The following is a 15985-nucleotide window of genomic DNA, read 5'->3' as shown; positions in this document are numbered from 1 at the left end:
TGTTGCGGACCAGCGCTGGTCCTGCCACGTGAGGGTCGGGGCTCAGGCCTCGACGGTGATGCCCATGGACCGGGCGGTGCCGGCGATGATCTTGGCGGCCTGGTCGATGTCGTTGGCGTTGAGGTCGGCCATCTTGGTCTCGGCGATCTCGCGCACCTGGTCCTTGGTCAGCTTGGCGACCTTGGTCTTGTGCGGCTCACCGGAACCCTTGGCGACACCCGCGGCCTTCTTGATCAGCTCGGCAGCCGGCGGGGTCTTGGTGATGAAGGTGAACGAGCGGTCCTCGTAGACCGTGATCTCGACCGGGATGACGTTGCCACGCTGGGACTCCGTCGCGGCGTTGTAGGCCTTGACGAACTCCATGATGTTGACGCCGTGCTGACCCAGCGCGGGACCGACCGGCGGAGCCGGGGTGGCCGCACCGGCCTGGATCTGCAGCTTGATGAAGCCGGAGACCTTCTTCTTGGGGGGCATGCTGTTCCTTTTCGTGTTGTGGGCCCACGCCTACGGGCGATGACCCGGTTGCAGTGCCGAGGACGGGCGTCCTCGGCGGGTTCAGTGTGCGGACGACGTCCGCTCCTGTCCGTGCAGATCTCGTCCGTTCAGATCTTGGCGACCTGGTTGAACGAGAGCTCGACCGGGGTCTCCCGGCCGAAGATGGAGACCAGCACCTTGAGCTTCTGGCTCTCGGGGATGATCTCCGAGATCGTGGCCGGCAGGGTCTCGAACGGGCCCTCCATGACGGTGACGGACTCGCCGACCTCGAAGTCGACCTCGGCGGGCGAGGTCCTCGCGGCCGGGGCAGCGGCACCCTTGGTGGTGCCCTCACCGGCGGCCTCGCCGGTCTCGGGGGTGTCGAAGACGGGGGCGAGCATGGTGATGACCTCGTCGATGCTCAGCGGCACCGGCTGGTGGGCGTTGCCGACGAAGCCGGTCACGCCCGGGGTGTGCCGGACGGCGCCCCACGACTCGTCGGTGAGATCCATCCGGACCAGCACGTAGCCGGGCATCCGCACGCGGCGGACCTGCTTGCGGACACCGGACTTGATCTCGGTGACCTCCTCCATCGGGACCTCGACCTGGAAGATGTAGTCCTCCATGTTGAGGCTCGTGGCGCGGGTCTCGAGGTTGACCTTCACGCGGTTCTCGTAGCCGGCGTAGGAGTGGATGACGTACCAGTCACCGAACTGGGACTGCAGCGTGTTCCGGAACTCCACCATCGGGTCCTCGGCGGGAGCGTCATCGGCGGCGGGCCCGTCGTCGGCGGCAGTGGCTTCGTCGGCGGGCGCGTCATCCGCGTCGGGAGCGGCGTCCTCAGCAGGAGCCTGCGCCTCTGCCTCGTCGGTCTCCTGGGACTCGACCGGCGCCTCACCGGCGGCGTCGTCCTGGACCGGCTCCTCGGCATACTCCTGGGCACCGTCCTGCGCACCGAGGGTCGTGGCGGTCTCGTCGACCTCGGGGTCCTCGGCGTTCGTCCACTGCTCGGACATGACTACTTCCTCACTACTGTCGGGCGGGTGGCCGCGCTGGCGGCCGGTGGTCTCGGGCGACCACGGGGCTGGACCGGGTGGGTCAGCCGCCGAAGACGAAGTCGACCACTCTCGTGAAGATCTGGTCCAGACCCACGACGTAGCCCATCACGATCAGCACGAAGACGAGCACGACGATCGTGTAGACGATCAGCTCACGCTGCGTCGGCCGGTGCACCTTGCGCAGCTCGGCCATGACCTGGGCCACGTAGGTGCTGGGACGGGGCGGCGCTCCGGCCTGGCTGTGGCCACGGTCGACACCCTTGGTGTCACGGGCGCTTGTCTCAGACACGGACTACCTTTCTCACACTTCGTTGTCGGCAGCGACCAGCGCGGTCGCGTCGCGCAGGGCACGAGGGACTCGAACCCCCAACCCCTGGTTTTGGAGACCAGTGCTCTACCAATTGAGCTAGTGCCCTAGATGGCGCCGGGGCCCGGTGGGCAGGCTCCAGCATGGGATGCGTCAACATCCGAGGAGCAAGTCTACGCGATCAGACGGGCCGGTGCTAACCAGCCATCCGACGGATCTCCAGCGGTGGTTCAATGGCACGGTGACCGAGAGCACCCAGACGCCCCGCATCTCCGCCCGCATCGGCTCCATCGCCGAGTCCGCCACCCTGGCCGTCGACGCCAAGGCCAAGGCGCTCAAGGCGCAGGGACGCCCGGTGATCGGCTTCGGCGCCGGGGAGCCGGACTTCCCCACGCCCGACTACATCGTCGCCGCCGCGGTGGCCGCGGCGCAGGACCCGGCCAACCACCGCTACTCCCCGGCCGGCGGGTTGCCCGACCTCAAGGCCGCGATCGTCGCCAAGACGCAGCGTGACAGCCAGTATGCCGTGGAGCCGGCCAACGTCCTGGTCACCAACGGCGGCAAGCAGGCGGTCTACAACACCTTCGCCACGCTGCTCGACCCGGGCGACGAGGTGCTGCTGCCGACGCCGTACTGGACGACCTACCCGGAGGCGATCCGGCTGGCCGGCGGCGTGCCGGTCGACGTCTTCGCCGGTGACGACCAGGGCTACCTGGTGACCGTGGACCAGCTCGAGGCCGCGCGCACCGACCGCACCAAGGTGCTGTTGTTCTGCTCGCCCTCCAACCCGACGGGCGCCGTCTACTCCCCCGAGCAGGTCGAGGCCATCGGGCGGTGGGCCCTCGAGCACGGCCTCTGGGTGGTGACCGACGAGATCTACGAGCACCTGCTCTATGACGGCGCCACCGCGCCCTCGATGCCCGTCGCGGTCCCCGAGCTGGCCGAGACCTGCGTCGTCCTCAACGGGGTCGCCAAGACCTATGCGATGACCGGGTGGCGCGTGGGCTGGATGATCGGCCCGAAGGACGTGGTCAAGGCCGCGACCAACCTGCAGTCGCACGCGACCTCGAATGTCGCCAACGTCTCCCAGCGGGCCGCGATCGCGGCGCTGCAGGGGTCGCTGGAGGCGGTCGACGAGATGCGCACCGCCTTCGACCGGCGCCGGCAGACGATGGTCTCGATGCTCAACGAGATCGACGGCGTGACCTGCCCGACGCCGCAGGGCGCCTTCTACGCCTACCCGAGCGTCGCCGGGGTGCTCGGCCGCACCATCCGGGGCCGCACCCCGCAGACCTCCGCCGAGCTGGCCGAGCTGATCCTCGACGAGGTCGAGGTGGCGGTCGTGCCCGGCGAGGCGTTCGGGCCGTCGGGCTACCTGCGCCTGTCCTACGCCCTGGGCGACAACGACCTCGCCGAGGGCGTCGGGCGGATCCAGGACCTCCTGGCCTGAGGCCCCCGTCTTCAGAGGGGTTTCGGAACTGCCCCGCATGGTCATAGGGGCTTGCTCGACCCGTCACGGTCGGGCCAGGACCAGACCGTCCCGGTAGGGGGCGGGATCAGACCGTCACGGTCGGGGCCAGGACCCGCCGGGAGGGTGCCTCTGTGCGTGGGGTTGTGTCCACCAGAGGGACTGAACCCCACGCAGTCCCGCTGCACGTGACCAACTGCGTGGGGTTGTGTCCACCAGAGGGACTGAACCCCACGCAGTCCCTCTCCACGTGAGCTACGGCACGCTCCACGTGAGCAGCCGCACGCTCCACGGGACCAACGGCACGCTCCACGTGACCAACGGCATACCCCGAGAACTCGCCACTCCTACGTCTTGTAGTAGATACTGGAGGTGGTGCGGGCGTCAACGTCCGCACCTGCGGAGCCGGTGCATGTCCGGCACGAGGACGGGAGGCAGTCATGGCACGGTTCGAGGGCAGGGTCGCGATCGTCTCGGGGGGCTCCAGCGGGATCGGGAGGGCCACCGTCCTGCAGCTCGCCCGCGAGGGGTGCACAGTCGTGGTGGCCGACGTCCAGGACGAGCTCGGGACCGAGGTCGTCCGTGAGGTGACCGCCGCCGGTGGGCGGGCGACATACTCCCACCTCGATGTGGCCGACGAGGCGAACTGGACCGCCGTCGTCGAGCAGACCCTGGCCGACCACGGCGGGCTCGACATCCTGGTCAACAACGCAGGCATCGGCGACGACCAGCCCATCGAGGCCACCACGACGCAGACCTGGGACAAGGTCGTCGCGGTCACCCAGACCAGCGTCTTCCTCGGGATGCGGGCCGCGGCGGAGGCACTGAAGGCCTCGGGGCGCGGCTCGGTGATCAACGTCTCCTCGATGTTCGGCATCGTCGGCGGCTTCGGCACCGGCCCGGCCTACCACTCGGCCAAGGGCGCGGTGCGGCTGCTGTCCAAGAGCGCGGCCCTGGGCTGGGCGACCGAGGGCGTGCGGGTCAACTCCGTGCACCCGGGGTTCATCGAGACCCCGATCCTCGGCGAGACGGACCGCGCGATGCTGGCCGAGGCCACGCCGATGGGCCGGCTCGGCACCCCCGACGAGGTGGCGTCCCTGATCGCCTTCCTCGCCGGTGACGAGGCCGGGTTCATCACCGGGGCGGAGTTCGTCGTGGACGGTGGCTACACCGCGCGGTGAGTGACCCCAGAGCTGCTGGTCCCGGCCACTGCTCCGCGCTCGGCTGGTGGCCGGGATCAGCGAAACCCCTGAGAAAATGCGGGATCGGGCAGCAAAACCCCTGAGAAAATTGGGGGGTCACTCCTCGCCGCGGAGCTGGAAGTGCGAGAGCCTGCGCCCGGCGACGTAGCACCCCGCCACGAGCACCACGAGGCTCGCGATCCACGCGTAGGCCAGCGGCAGGTTGCCGGCGATCGGCTCGAGGGCGTCGTCCAGTGCGCCTGCGATCCGGCGACCGAACGCCGAGACGCTGACGTAGCGCAGCCCCGCGAGCCACGAGGCGAGCAGCCCCTCGAAGACCAGGACGTAGATCAGTCCGACGACCATCGCGTGGCGACTGATCGCCGAGAGCATCACGAAGGCACCGCAGTATGCCGTGCCCGCCACGGCCGCGCCGACGCCCACCGCGAGCGCCTGGCCGGGTGCGGAGGGTTCGAGGATCAGCCCCGCGACGACCATGGAGCCGGCGCCGAGGAGCACGGTCACCGCGACGGCGACGAGCAGCTTGCTCAGCGCCACGACATACCGCGAAATCGGCTTGGAGAGCAGGTAGACGATCGAGCCGTCGTCGATCTCCGGCCCCAGCACACCGGTGGTGACCAGCAGGGACACCAGGGGGAGCACTAGGCCCAGACCGAACACGACCAGGACGGGCTCGAAGGCGCCCCCGGTCTCGCCCCCGCTGAGCACCCGCACCAGGACGGCCAGCCCGATCAGCAGCAGGGGCAGGGCGATCAGCACCCACCACCGCTTCTGGCCGAACAGGGACTGGAGGGCCAACCGGGAGACCGTGCCGTTCATGCGGACACCAGGTAGGCGAAGACCGACTCCAGCGACTCGTCGGTGGGCGTGACCTCGCGGAGGCTGATCCGGTGGTCCTTGGCCAGGCGCGGCAGCGCGACGGCGAACTCCCCGAAGTCGGTCACCTGCACCTGCACCCCTCCCCGTGGCTCGAGCTGGACCCCGGAGACGCTGTCGGCCGCCATGAGGACGGTCGCCAGGCGACGGTCGTCGCTGCTGCGCACCAGGTAGACGTTGGGCCGGTCGGTCATCAGCCGCCGGATCGCGCCGAAGTCGCCGGAGGCGGCGTGCCGGCCGGACACGACGACCTCGATGTGCCGGGCGATCTGCTCGACCTCCTCCAGGATGTGCGAGCTGAACAGCACCGTGCGGCCCTCCGCCCCCATCCGCGTCAGCAGCTCCATCAGGTGCATCCGCTGGCGGGGGTCGACCCCGTTGAAGGGCTCGTCGAGCAGGAGCACGGACGGGTCGTGCACGAGGGCGGCGGCCAGCTTGATGCGCTGCCGCATGCCCTTGGAGTAGGTGCTGATCAGCCGTCCGGCGGGCTCGGCCATCTCGACGATGCCCAGCGCGCGCTCCGTGGCCTCCCCCGGCGCGGACAGCTTGTGCAGCTCGGCGTTGGCCCGGACGAACTGACGGCCGGAGAGGTAGCCGAAGCTGGCCTCCCGCTCCGGCACCAGGCCGATGGAGCGGTAGATCGACACGTTGGCCCAGACCGTGTCGCCGTCGAGGGTCACCGACCCGGCCGAGGGGGCCAGGAACCCGGCCATCATCGCGATGAGCGTGGTCTTGCCGGCGCCGTTGGGGCCCAGGAGTCCGGTGACGCCGGGCCCGATGCGCATGGACACGTCGTTGACCGCGACGACGTTGCCGTACCAGCGGGAGGTGTTGGCCAGCTCCAGGACGCTCATCGGCCCGCCTGCTTCCGGTAGTAGCGGACCAGCAGCCACAGCCCGGCCCCGATGACCGCCAGGCAGACCACCAAGTAGAGCAGCCCCCAGCCGACGGTGTCGGGCGGGACCTGGAAGGAGCTCTGCCCGCCCAGGAGCTCGGCCTGCACACCGTCGACGAGCGAGAACGGCGAGAAGAGCCCCACGACGCGTCCGGCGGTCTCGTTGCCCTGCTCGGAGGTGATGGCCTGCACGGCCGTCACGACGCCGGTGCTCACCAGCAGGGCGATGATGGTGACCCCGACGGCCAGCCCCCGCCGCCGGGTGTGCGCGGCGACGAGGCCGGAGAGGGTGGCCAGGACCGCTGACAGCAGCACGATGCCGACCATCGCGGCCAGGAAGTCCGCCGTGTGCTCGGAGACGTCGGCCTCGGCGGTGAGCGCCCCGACATACAGCACCAGGACCGGCAGGCCGATGAAGACCAGGATCGCCACGAACAGCGAGGCCCACCGCACCAGGGCGTATGCCGTGGCGCTGAGCGGGCGCGCGAGGTAGAGGGAGATCGCCCCCGACCGCAGGTCGCGGGAGAAGAGCACGGGCGCCTGGGCCGCGACGAAGATGACGATGACCAGCATGAGGCTGACCGGATAGGTGCCGTAGTTCAGGAAGCCCTCGGTCAGCCCCAGGGTGACCATGACGGCCACCATGATCGCGGCGGGGACGACCATCATCGCCAGCAGCGTCATCGGCAGCCCCTTGGCCTTGCCGGACCGCCCGATGCCGTAGGCGTTGAGCAGCCCGGCGACGAACAGCGAGCGGGCCGCGGCGTCGGTGCCCTGCCGGGGGCCGGTGTAGGGCCGGTAACCGATGTCGTGGATGACACCGCCCGGCCGCCCCTCAGACGGTTGGGCCATGGCCTGCCTCCTCCCGGAAGACGTCCTCGATGCGCCGGTGGTCGGCCGCGAGCCGGACCAGGCCCACCCCGACCTCGACGGCGGTGTCCCGCACCAGGTCGTGCAGGTCGGCCCGGCCGGGGGCGTTGATCTCGATGAGCTGACCACGGGGCCGGCAGGCGATGCCCTGGGCGGCGAGCCGCTCCCCCATCGCGGTCTGCGCGTCCCCCTCGCCCAGCACCTCGACGAGCAGCAGCCCGGTGTCGGAGGTGAACTCGGTGGTGGCCGAGGACCGCAGCAGCCGCCCGCCGTCCAGCACGACGACGTGGTCGCTGACCCGCTCGAGCTCACCCAGCAGGTGGGAGGTGACCAGCACCGAGATGCCGAACTCGCGGCCGATCTTGCTGACCAGCGCGAGCATGTCGTCGCGCGCCGCGGGATCCAGCCCGTTGGTTGGCTCGTCCAGGAAGACGAGCCGGGGGTCGTGGGCCAGGGCCTGCGCCAGCTTGGCCCGCTGCTTCATGCCGGTGGAGTAGCCGCCCATCAGCCGGTAGCGCTCCTCGGCGAGGCCGACGTGGCGCAGGACGTCCGCGGCGCGCTCCCGGGCCGCGGTCGGCGGGAGCCCGGACATCCGGGCCATGTGCACCACGAAGTCGATGGCCCGCACGTCCGGTGGGAGGCAGTCGTGCTCGGGCATGTAGCCGACCAGGGACCGGATCTTGGCGCCCTCGGCACGGATGTCGTGACCGAGCACCTGTGCCGTTCCCTGGGTGGCGCCGAGGAGTCCGAGCAGGATCTTGATGAGCGTGGACTTGCCGGCACCGTTGGCGCCGACCAGGCCGGTCACGCCGTCGTCGAGGACCAGGTCCAGGCCCTCCAGGGCCGTCACCTGCCCGTAGCGCTTGGTGAGACCCTGTGTCTCGATAATCCCCACGGGACACAACCTACCGCCACCGGTTGTCGAGATGCAGCGAAGGTTCGCAGACTCGCTGCGCGGGACCAGACGGCGGGGCCCAGGTGCACGACGCCGTCCGGCTGCGAGACTCGTGCTGTGCGGATCCGACGCCCAGGCGGAACACGCCGGGGCTGTCCGGGTGACAGTCCACTCCGGCCGAGCAGCGGGTAGCGATGTACGAACGGCTCGGCTTTGCAGCTACCCATCAACTGCTTCAACGGACCCACTGTTGACGGCACCATGGGCAGCCCATCCGACCGGTGCTCCTGCGCGGCCTCGGCGTACAGAGCTGGGATGTCCCGACGTCAAGGCCCATGGCGGGCCGAACCACCGGCATCAGCCCAACGAAACCGGCACGTGTCCGGGAACTACTCATCGGCCGTGTGAATCGTGGGTAGAACCCGTGCACCGGCCAGGCGCCGGCCCCGGGTTGGGCACTCGGTCAGTATGCCGATCGCTCAGCGAAGCGGCCCGCCGACCGGTCACCCGGCGGTCCGGTCAGCTGGTGGTCCGGTCGCCCCGTGGTCCGGTCAGGTGGCGGGGCGGGGGCGGGGCCTCAGAAACCCCTGCCAGGCGGGCTTGCCGAGGTAGGTCTCGCGGTAGTAGTCGCGCAGCAGGAGTCGGGTGGCTGCCGCCTCGTCGACCAGCACGGTGGCGTGCGGGTGCAGCTGGAGCGCCGAGGCCGGCCAGAGTGCGGTGACCGGTCCCTCCACGAGCTGGTGGACGGCCTCGGCCTTGCCGGTCCCGAGCGCGACGAGGACGAGGTGCCCGGCCTGCAGGATGGTGCCGATGCCCTGGGTGAGGCAGTGCCGCGGGACCGCGTCGACGTCCCCGCCGAAGAAGCGGGCGTTGTCGCGGCGGGTCTGCGTGGTGAGGGTCTTGATCCGGGTGCGCGAGGCCAGTGACGAGCCCGGCTCGTTGAAGGCGATGTGACCGTCGCTGCCAACGCCCAGCAGCTGCACGTCGACCCCGCCGGCGGCGGCGATCGTCCGCTCGAAGTCGGCGCCCGCCGCGGCCAGGTCGTCCGCGCCCCCGTCCGGGCCGAGCACCCTCGCCGGGTCGAGGTCGACGTGGTCGATGAGGTCCCGCCGGATGACCGACCGGTAGGACTCGGGATGCTCGACCGGCAGACCGACATACTCATCCAGCAGGAACGCCCGGCACCCGGCCAGGCTCAGCTCTCCCCTGCCCACCCGGGCTGCCAGCTCACGGTAGACCCGGAGCGGGCTGGACCCGGTGGCCAGGCCGAGGACCGCCCGAGGGTCCCGCGCCACGTGCTCGGCGACCGCGTCCGCTCCTGGGCGGCCGACCTGCTCCTCGTCGTCGAGGATCACGACCTCCATCAGTGCATCGCCTCCACGAACCACCGGGTCAGCGAGGTGGGATGGGTGATCGCGGTGCTCACGCACACGGCGTGCGCGCCCGCCTCGAGCGCGGCCCGGGCGTGGGCGTGGGTGTGGATCCGACCCTCCGCGACGACCGGGTGACCGGGCAGCTCCTGACCTCTCGCGCCGGGCGCTACTCACCGGGAGCTGATCTGCGCTCCTCCGGCTCGGCCGCCCGCCGCGGACCCAGGAGCGTCCTGAGCTCGTCGACGTGGTTGCGCGCCTCGTCCTCACCGGCCTGGATCGCGAGCTTGGCCTTGTGGAAGTCCGCGATCTCGACGCCGGCGATGAGCGGGTCGAGCAGCACGTCGGGCTTGTAGAACGAGAGCCGCGCCATGGTCAGCTGGGACTGCATGACGTCGACCGCCCGCAGCAGCTCGCCGACGGCCCCGATGCGGACCCTCTTGCGCGGGGCACGCGCATCGTCCTCCGGCTGGTCGAGCCGGGAGAGCGGCGTGGCGTTGACGGCCAGCACCCGATGGGCGCCCAGGAAGAGTGCGCCGTCCACCGGGGTCTGGTTGAGCAGGCCGCCGTCCACCAGGCGCGCGCTGCCCGCCCGCACCGGCTCGAGCGCGCCGGGGTAGGCGGTCGTCGCGCGCAGCGCCCGGATCAGGTCGCCGTGCTGGCTGTAGTAGATGCGGCCCTCGTTCAGGTCCGTGGCGGTCAGCACCAGCGGGAGCTCGAGCTCCTCGAAGGTCGGAGGCAGGAGCTCGGCCATCCACCGCTCCAGACCCTTGGTGTTGACCAGGCGGCCGGAGAGTGGGCTCCAGTCGATCAGCCTGCTCCACCGCAGGTCCGTGGCGATCTCGGCCATCTGCTCCGCGGAGTAGCCCGCGGCGATGAACGCCCCGATCAGACCTCCCATGCTGGTCCCACTCACGACGTCAGGAGTGACCCCCAGCTCCTCCAGCACCCGCACGACCCCGATGTGGCACAGCCCACGGGCGCCACCGCCACCCAGCGCCAGCCCCAGGACCGGGGTGACCTCGGCCCTCTCCGGTTCGGGGGCGGCGCTGCGGCCGGGATGCCTGGCGAACATGCTCCCAGTCTGGAGCACAGACCGGCACGTTCCTGCACCGGCGCGCCCCGACATACTGATAGACAGTCCTGCATGTCCCGCTCCCTCCGGGCGCTGCCCAAGGCGCACCTGCACCTGCACTTCACCGGGTCGATGCGGATCACGACGCTCCGAGAGCTGGCCGACAAGCACGGGCTCCGGCTGCCGCACGCCCTGCTCGAGGACTGGCCACCACGGCTGCGGGCGACCGACGAGCGGGGCTGGTTCCGCTTCCAGCGGCTCTATGACGCCGCGCGGGCCTGCGTGCGGGACGAGGCGGACATGCGCCGGATCGTGCGGGAGGCCGCGGAGGACGACGCCGCCGAGGGCTCGCGCTGGCTGGAGATCCAGGTCGACCCGACCTCCTACGCCCCGTTCGTCGGCGGCATCACCCCCGCCATCGAGATCGTCCTGGACGAGGCCCAGTCGGCCAGCCGAGACACGGGTGCCCAGGTCGGGGTGATCGTGGCGGCCAGCCGCATCCGCCACCCGCTCGACGCCCGGACCCTGGCGCGCCTGGCCGGGCAGTATGCCGGCGATGGCGCCGGCACCGTCGTGGGCTTCGGGCTCTCCAACGACGAGCGGCGCGGCGACACCGCCGAATTCGGCAAGGCCTTCCACATCGCGGCCAAGGCCGGCCTGGCCAGCGTCCCGCACGCCGGTGAGCTCCTGGGACCCTCGCACGTGCGTGACGCGCTCGACCACCTGACCCCCGACCGGCTGGGCCACGGGGTCCGGTCCGCGGAGGACCCCGCCGTGCTGGACGCGCTGGTGCGCCGGGGCATCACCCTCGAGGTGTGCCCCGCCAGCAATGTGGCGCTCGGCGTCTATGACGAGCTGTCCGAGGTGCCGCTGCGGCAGCTGGTCGACGCCGGGGCCAGCATCGCTCTGGGGGCCGACGACCCATTGCTGTTCGGCTCCCGGCTGCTCGCGCAGTACGAGTCGGCCCGCGCCGACCACGGCCTCACCGACGAGGAGCTGGCCGAGCTGGCCCGCAGCTCGATCCGCGGCAGCCAGGCTCCCGACGCGGTCAGGACCGGGCTGCTGGCCGACGTCGACGCCTGGCTCTCCCAAGAAACATAATGGTGTGCCCGCCTTGCACGCGTCTCGTAGTGCTCTTGCGGGCCTGCACGCATTCCCGTAGTGGTTGTGCACCCTCCACAGGAGGCATACCAGGACCCTGTCGAGCGGCTACCTTCGTAGCGTGCCCAGTGCTGCGAAGCGGAGCATGTGCGCCTGACCGCTGTGGAGTGCGTACTCGTCGATCATCTTGACGAGGGTGTGCCCGAGCGGGTCACCATGGCCGAGACCGAGGCTGTCCAGCGCGGGCATGAGCCCGATCGCCGCGTCCGCCCGGTCGACCTCCTGAAGGTAGAGCCGCACGTCCTCCTGCACGGTCTGCGCCGAACCACCGGCGTAGTCGTCATCGCCGTAGGTCTCCACCTGGTCGCCACCACCCAGCCCCCAGCTGAGGTACACATGCTCCATCTGCTGCATGTGCCGGATGAGCCCCAGCACGGACAGCTCGACGGGCGGGATTGACCAGCTGGCCAGCTGCTCCGCCGAGAGGTCACGCCACTTCCGTTGGAACTCATGCCGCTGGTAGCCGAGCCACTGCACCAAGCGCTGCCGGAGGTCAACTCCCGGACTCGGCTCGTCCCAGCGATCCAGATCCACGCTGTCAGGGAGCACGCTGCCCATGACCCGAACCTACGACGGACACACAGCCACCGCGCGCTCAGAAGTCTGGATTCTCGCAAGACCGTGCGCCCGGTGGGGTCGTGGCTCGCAACATGGTGCGCTCGGTCGTTAGAGGGAGAGGCCCACCAGGACCGGCTCGTTGACCAGGGTGACGCCGAAGGCCTCCCGCACGCCGTCCCGCACCTCGCGGGCCAGCGCCACGAGGTCGGCGGCACGAGCCGACCCACGGTTGGTCAGCGCCAGCGTGTGCTTGCTCGACAGCGCCGCGGGACCGGGCAGGCCGTGCCCCTTCCCGAACCCGGCACGGTCGATCAGCCAGGCGGCCGACGTCTTCACCGTGCCCTCGGCCGAGGGGTACTGCGGCGGGGGCGGGACGTCCGGGCCCAGGCGCTCGGCGGCCCGGGTGACGAGCTCGGCATACTCGTGCGCAGGCAGGATCGGGTTGGTGAAGAAGGACCCGCAGCTCCACGTGTCGTGGTCGGCCGGGTCGAGCACCATGCCCCGGTTGCGACGTTGCTGGAGCACCGCCTCGCGGGCCTCCGCCAGCGGCACGCGCGCCCCCAGCTCGACCTCGAGGCCGTCGGCGAGTGCGGCGTAGCGCACCGGCTGGGACAGTTCAGTGGGGCGCAGCGAAAAGGTCACCGAGAGCACGATGTGGCGGGGCGTGACGGCCCCGGCGGGGGCGTCCGGGCCGACGATCGAGTCCTTCAGCACCGAGTGCCGGTACGAGAACCGCAGGTCGGCGGCGAACATGGTTCGCACCCGCTGCTCCACGCGGTCCCAGACCCGGACCTGGGCGATCGTCTGGGCGACCTCCTGTCCGTAGGCGCCGACGTTCTGCACCGGGGTGGCCCCCGCGCTGCCCGGTATGCCGGAGAGCGCCTCGATCCCGGACCACGCCTCCTCGACGGCGCGGGCGACCACGTCGTCCCACACCTCACCGGCGGCGACGGTCACCGTCACCCCACCGCAGGCGGAGGCGTCGGGCACCTCGATCCCGGAGGTGCGGACCACGACCGCCGTGCCGGGGAAGCCATCGTCTGCCACCAGCAGGTTGGAGCCGCCGCCCACCACGAGCAGCGGCTCCCCGGCCTCGTCGGTGGTGCGGACCGCCTCGATCAGCTCGGACTCGGAGGTGACGGTGACGCTACGCCGGGGTGGCCCGCCGACCCGCATGGTGGTGAGCTCGGCGAGGGAGTATGCCGTGGGGCTGGCCCCGCCATCCGTCATGCGCGGACGACGGCCTGGCAGCGCCCGAGGACCTTCTCGCCAGCGCAGGTGGCGGTGAGCTCGACGGTCTGGGTGCCGGCCTCCTCGTCGGTCTTCCTGACGACGCCCTCGACAAGCACCTCGACGGTCTCTCCCTCCGGGACGACGACCATGCCGGTGAACCGGGTGGAGCAGGAGAGCACGCGGCCGGGGTCGCCGCCGACATACGCCGTGACGACGTCGAGGGCCGCGCCCATGGTCCACATGCCGTGCGCGATCAGGTCGGGCAGACCGACGGACCGGGCGAACTCGGCGTCCTGGTGGATGGGGTTCTGGTCGCCGGAGGCGTTGGCGTAGTCGACCAGCTGGGCCCGGTCGACCGTGACGGTGCGGGTCAGGGCACCCGGGTCGGTGGTCAGCTCGGCCATCAGGACTCCCCCCTCACGACGATGGTGGACGTCACCGTGGTCACCGGCTGACCGTCCGCGTCGCGCAGCTCGACACGGGTGGACACCATGCCGTGCCCGCCGGCCTCCCGGATGCGGTCGACGTGCAGGACACCGGTCAGGGAGTCCCCCGCGGTGATCGGACGGTGGTGGGTGAAGCCCTCCTCGCCGTGCACGACCCGGGAGAAGTCGATGCCCGCCTCCGGGTCGCGGATGAGCTGGGCCTCGCACTGCTGGGAGAGGCTCACCGCGAAGGTCGGCGGCGCCACGACGTCACCGTGGCCCAGCGCCTGGGCGGCCGCGGGATCGCGGTGGGCCGGGCTGGTGGAGCCGATCGCGTCCGCGAACGCCTCGATCTGCTCGCGCGTGACCTGGAAGGGGCCGGCCGGCGGATACTCACGGCCGGCGTAGTCGGGGTTGACTGCCATACCGGGCAGCCTATCGGCCGGGCACCTGTCCCCCGACCTACGGCGACTCACAGCGCCAGGCCACCCGACCAGACGCCCCGCGCCACCTGCAATGCCGACGACCCAGCCCGGGCACGACGAAGGCCGCCACCCTCTCGGGGTGACGGCCTCCAGTCCGGCGGGTGCCGGAGTGCGTCAGCGGGTCTCGCGGTGCGCGGTGTGCTTGCCGCAGCGCGAGCAGAACTTCGCCAGCTCGACCCGGTCGGGGTTGTTGCGGCGGTTCTTCTTGGTGATGTAGTTGCGCTCCTTGCACTCCGTGCACGCCAGAGTGATCTTCGGGCGGACGTCGGCGCTCTTAGTAGCCACGGGGCAACCTGCTCTCGAAACGATGGTGGTGGTGATGCGTGCGACGCCCGCCGCAGCAAAGACGGCGGCGGGCAGCAGCACTCAAGGATACGCGAACTTCGGCTGTCGACCGAATCGCGACCAGTAGCGGGAGCGGGGCTCGATCCCGCGACCTCACGATTATGAGTCGTGCGCTCTAACCAGCTGAGCTATCCCGCCTCGGGCGGTGCCTCCCGGAGCGGGTGGCTTCCCTGAGCCCCCCAACGGAATCGAACCGTTGACCTTCTCCTTACCATGGAGACGCTCTGCCGACTGAGCTAGGGGGGCGTGTTCCCGCGACCCTGGGACGTGGCCCGGGCGTGGAACGCTCCGCAGACTTTACACGGCCCACCCGGCCTCCACGAAATCGAGGGCCGGGTGGACCGCGGTCAGGCCACGGTGCCTGCGAGATGGACCTTGCTGCCGTCCCTGGAGGTGACCCGGAAGGCCAGGTCCTCGCCCTCCCGGGCGAAGGAGAAACCGACCGTCGAGGGCAGCAGGACGGGCTTGCGGAACTCCACGGAGGCCTCGTAGGCGCCCGGGAGGCGACCCTCCAGCGCCGCCAGCGCGCGGGCATGGGTCCACATGCCGTGCGCGATGGTGCGCGGGAACCCGAACGCCTTCGCGGTCAGCGGCGTCAGGTGGATCGGGTTGACGTCGCCCGACACCCCGGCATACTCCCGCCCGAGGCCGCCGGGCAGGCGCCACAGTGCGGTCGGGACCTCCCCAATTTTCGTAGCGGTTTTGCTGGCCTCCCCCGCCTTTTCGTAGGGGTTTTGCGGGTCAGCCGGCGCCTCCGCGCCGGCGGAGAGGGATCCAGCGTCCTCAGGGCTGCCGCTGGGGCGTTTCCCGCGGGCCAGATAGGTGCTGCGACCGGTCCACACGACCTCGTCGCCGACGCGCGCCTCCCCGAGCAGGTCCAGCTGGGTGCCCGAGCGGTGCGCCCGCAGATCCGCAGCGCTGCTGGACAGGGTCAGCCGCTCTCCGATGTCGACCGGCCGGTGCAGCCGCATCTCGTTGGACACGTGCACGAGGCCGGCCAGGGCCAGCGGGAAGTCCGGCGCGGCCATCAGGTGCACCTGCAGCGGGAACGTCAGCACGTGCAGCCAGGTCGCCGGCACGCTGTCCCGCAGCGTGAACCCACAGACCCGGGAGTATGCCGTGAAGCGCTCCGCGTCCTGCTCCAGGTCGGTGATCATCACCCGACGCGTGGGCAGCTGCCCGTCCGGGCCGCCGCGCCTGGTCGGCACCAGGGCGCGGGCGATCTCGACACCGATGCCGGGCAGTGTGTCGAGTAGCTCGACGTCGACGTCCTCCTCGGAGGCCATGC

18 protein-coding genes, 3 tRNA genes and 1 pseudogene are annotated in these 15985 nt (G+C 70.8%); 3 read left to right on the top strand and 19 right to left on the bottom strand.

Features of this window, described 5'->3' with window-relative positions:
- Positions 1-42 precede the first annotated feature (42 nt).
- The 4 genes from rplK to MWU75_RS02100 all read right to left on the bottom strand — a co-directional run bounded on the left by rplK (position 43) and on the right by MWU75_RS02100 (position 1948).
- The gene (rplK, locus tag MWU75_RS02115; protein ID WP_247087901.1) at positions 43-474 is read right to left on the bottom strand and encodes a 50S ribosomal protein L11; all 432 of its coding nucleotides are present in this window, start codon (positions 472-474) and stop codon (positions 43-45) included.
- A gap of 128 nt (positions 475-602) precedes the next feature.
- Positions 603-1490, bottom strand: coding sequence for a transcription termination/antitermination protein NusG (gene nusG, locus MWU75_RS02110; RefSeq protein WP_247087900.1), 888 nt, complete (start codon positions 1488-1490; stop codon positions 603-605).
- 82 nt (positions 1491-1572) lie between these two features.
- Complete coding sequence (gene secE / locus MWU75_RS20170; RefSeq protein ID WP_247087899.1) at positions 1573-1821, bottom strand: preprotein translocase subunit SecE; 249 nt, start codon at positions 1819-1821, stop codon at positions 1573-1575.
- 54 nt (positions 1822-1875) lie between these two features.
- A tRNA-Trp gene (locus tag MWU75_RS02100) sits at positions 1876-1948 on the bottom strand.
- A gap of 132 nt (positions 1949-2080) precedes the next feature.
- Here MWU75_RS02100 and MWU75_RS02095 point away from each other — a divergent pair.
- Positions 2081-3289 carry a pyridoxal phosphate-dependent aminotransferase gene (locus MWU75_RS02095; RefSeq protein WP_247087898.1) on the top strand — a complete coding sequence of 403 codons (1209 nt, stop codon included), beginning with the start codon at positions 2081-2083 and terminating at the stop codon, positions 3287-3289.
- 458 nt (positions 3290-3747) lie between these two features.
- Entirely contained in the window at positions 3748-4488 is a 741-nt protein-coding gene (locus MWU75_RS02090; protein WP_247087897.1) for a glucose 1-dehydrogenase, read from the top strand.
- 117 nt (positions 4489-4605) lie between these two features.
- Here the strand turns inward: MWU75_RS02090 and MWU75_RS02085 are convergent, their stop codons facing one another.
- The 7 genes and pseudogenes from MWU75_RS02085 to MWU75_RS02055 form a co-directional block, all read right to left on the bottom strand.
- Entirely contained in the window at positions 4606-5328 is a 723-nt protein-coding gene (locus MWU75_RS02085; RefSeq protein ID WP_247087896.1) for an ABC transporter permease subunit, read from the bottom strand.
- Positions 5325-6239, bottom strand: coding sequence for an ABC transporter ATP-binding protein (locus MWU75_RS02080; protein WP_247087895.1), 915 nt, complete (start codon positions 6237-6239; stop codon positions 5325-5327). The genes MWU75_RS02085 and MWU75_RS02080 overlap by 4 nt, the downstream gene beginning before the upstream one ends.
- Positions 6236-7132 carry a hypothetical protein gene (locus MWU75_RS02075; RefSeq protein WP_247087894.1) on the bottom strand — a complete coding sequence of 299 codons (897 nt, stop codon included), beginning with the start codon at positions 7130-7132 and terminating at the stop codon, positions 6236-6238. Before MWU75_RS02075 ends, MWU75_RS02080 begins: the two co-directional genes overlap by 4 nt.
- Positions 7116-8045 carry an ABC transporter ATP-binding protein gene (locus tag MWU75_RS02070; RefSeq protein ID WP_247087893.1) on the bottom strand — a complete coding sequence of 310 codons (930 nt, stop codon included), beginning with the start codon at positions 8043-8045 and terminating at the stop codon, positions 7116-7118. The genes MWU75_RS02075 and MWU75_RS02070 overlap by 17 nt, the downstream gene beginning before the upstream one ends.
- A 551-nt stretch (positions 8046-8596) precedes the next feature.
- Entirely contained in the window at positions 8597-9409 is an 813-nt protein-coding gene (gene nagB, locus MWU75_RS02065; protein WP_247087892.1) for a glucosamine-6-phosphate deaminase, read from the bottom strand.
- Positions 9409-9549, bottom strand: a pseudogene (locus MWU75_RS02060) (N-acetylmannosamine-6-phosphate 2-epimerase); the annotation flags it as partial. The gene nagB and the pseudogene MWU75_RS02060, both read right to left, overlap by 1 nt.
- Positions 9550-9584: 35 nt before the next feature.
- Positions 9585-10490 (bottom strand): patatin-like phospholipase family protein, encoded by a 906-nt coding sequence (locus MWU75_RS02055; RefSeq protein WP_247087891.1) that lies wholly within the window; start codon positions 10488-10490, stop codon positions 9585-9587.
- Positions 10491-10562: 72 nt separating this feature from the next.
- Here MWU75_RS02055 and MWU75_RS02050 point away from each other — a divergent pair, with 72 nt between their 5' ends.
- On the top strand, positions 10563-11591 hold the full coding sequence (locus tag MWU75_RS02050; protein WP_247087890.1) for an adenosine deaminase: 1029 nt from the start codon (positions 10563-10565) through the stop codon (positions 11589-11591).
- Between the two features lie 108 nt (positions 11592-11699).
- Here MWU75_RS02050 and MWU75_RS02045 read toward each other — a convergent pair whose 3' ends face one another.
- The 8 genes from MWU75_RS02045 to MWU75_RS02010 all read right to left on the bottom strand — a co-directional run bounded on the left by MWU75_RS02045 (position 11700) and on the right by MWU75_RS02010 (position 15983).
- Positions 11700-12209 (bottom strand): DUF664 domain-containing protein, encoded by a 510-nt coding sequence (locus MWU75_RS02045; RefSeq protein WP_247087889.1) that lies wholly within the window; start codon positions 12207-12209, stop codon positions 11700-11702.
- A 108-nt stretch (positions 12210-12317) separates the two neighbouring features.
- Positions 12318-13439, bottom strand: a complete 1122-nt coding sequence (locus MWU75_RS02040; protein WP_247087888.1) for a UDP-N-acetylmuramate dehydrogenase — start codon at positions 13437-13439, stop codon at positions 12318-12320.
- On the bottom strand, positions 13436-13846 hold the full coding sequence (locus MWU75_RS02035) for a MaoC/PaaZ C-terminal domain-containing protein (protein ID WP_247087887.1): 411 nt from the start codon (positions 13844-13846) through the stop codon (positions 13436-13438). The genes MWU75_RS02040 and MWU75_RS02035 overlap by 4 nt, the downstream gene beginning before the upstream one ends.
- Positions 13846-14292 carry a MaoC family dehydratase N-terminal domain-containing protein gene (locus MWU75_RS02030; protein ID WP_247087886.1) on the bottom strand — a complete coding sequence of 149 codons (447 nt, stop codon included), beginning with the start codon at positions 14290-14292 and terminating at the stop codon, positions 13846-13848. The genes MWU75_RS02035 and MWU75_RS02030 overlap by 1 nt, the downstream gene beginning before the upstream one ends.
- A gap of 174 nt (positions 14293-14466) precedes the next feature.
- Complete coding sequence (rpmG, locus tag MWU75_RS02025) at positions 14467-14637, bottom strand: 50S ribosomal protein L33 (RefSeq protein WP_143782438.1); 171 nt, start codon at positions 14635-14637, stop codon at positions 14467-14469.
- A gap of 124 nt (positions 14638-14761) precedes the next feature.
- Positions 14762-14835: transfer RNA gene (locus MWU75_RS02020), tRNA-Met, on the bottom strand.
- Between the two features lie 35 nt (positions 14836-14870).
- Positions 14871-14943: transfer RNA gene (locus MWU75_RS02015), tRNA-Thr, on the bottom strand.
- 101 nt (positions 14944-15044) lie between these two features.
- The gene (locus MWU75_RS02010; protein ID WP_247087885.1) at positions 15045-15983 is read right to left on the bottom strand and encodes a MaoC/PaaZ C-terminal domain-containing protein; all 939 of its coding nucleotides are present in this window, start codon (positions 15981-15983) and stop codon (positions 15045-15047) included.
- Between the last annotated feature and the right edge of the window lie 2 nt (positions 15984-15985).

Origin of the sequence: Ornithinimicrobium sp. F0845, assembly GCF_023015765.1 — a bacterium.
Taxonomy (GTDB): Bacteria; Actinomycetota; Actinomycetes; order Actinomycetales; family Dermatophilaceae; genus Ornithinicoccus.
This window is presented reverse-complemented; position numbering and strand designations above follow the sequence as displayed.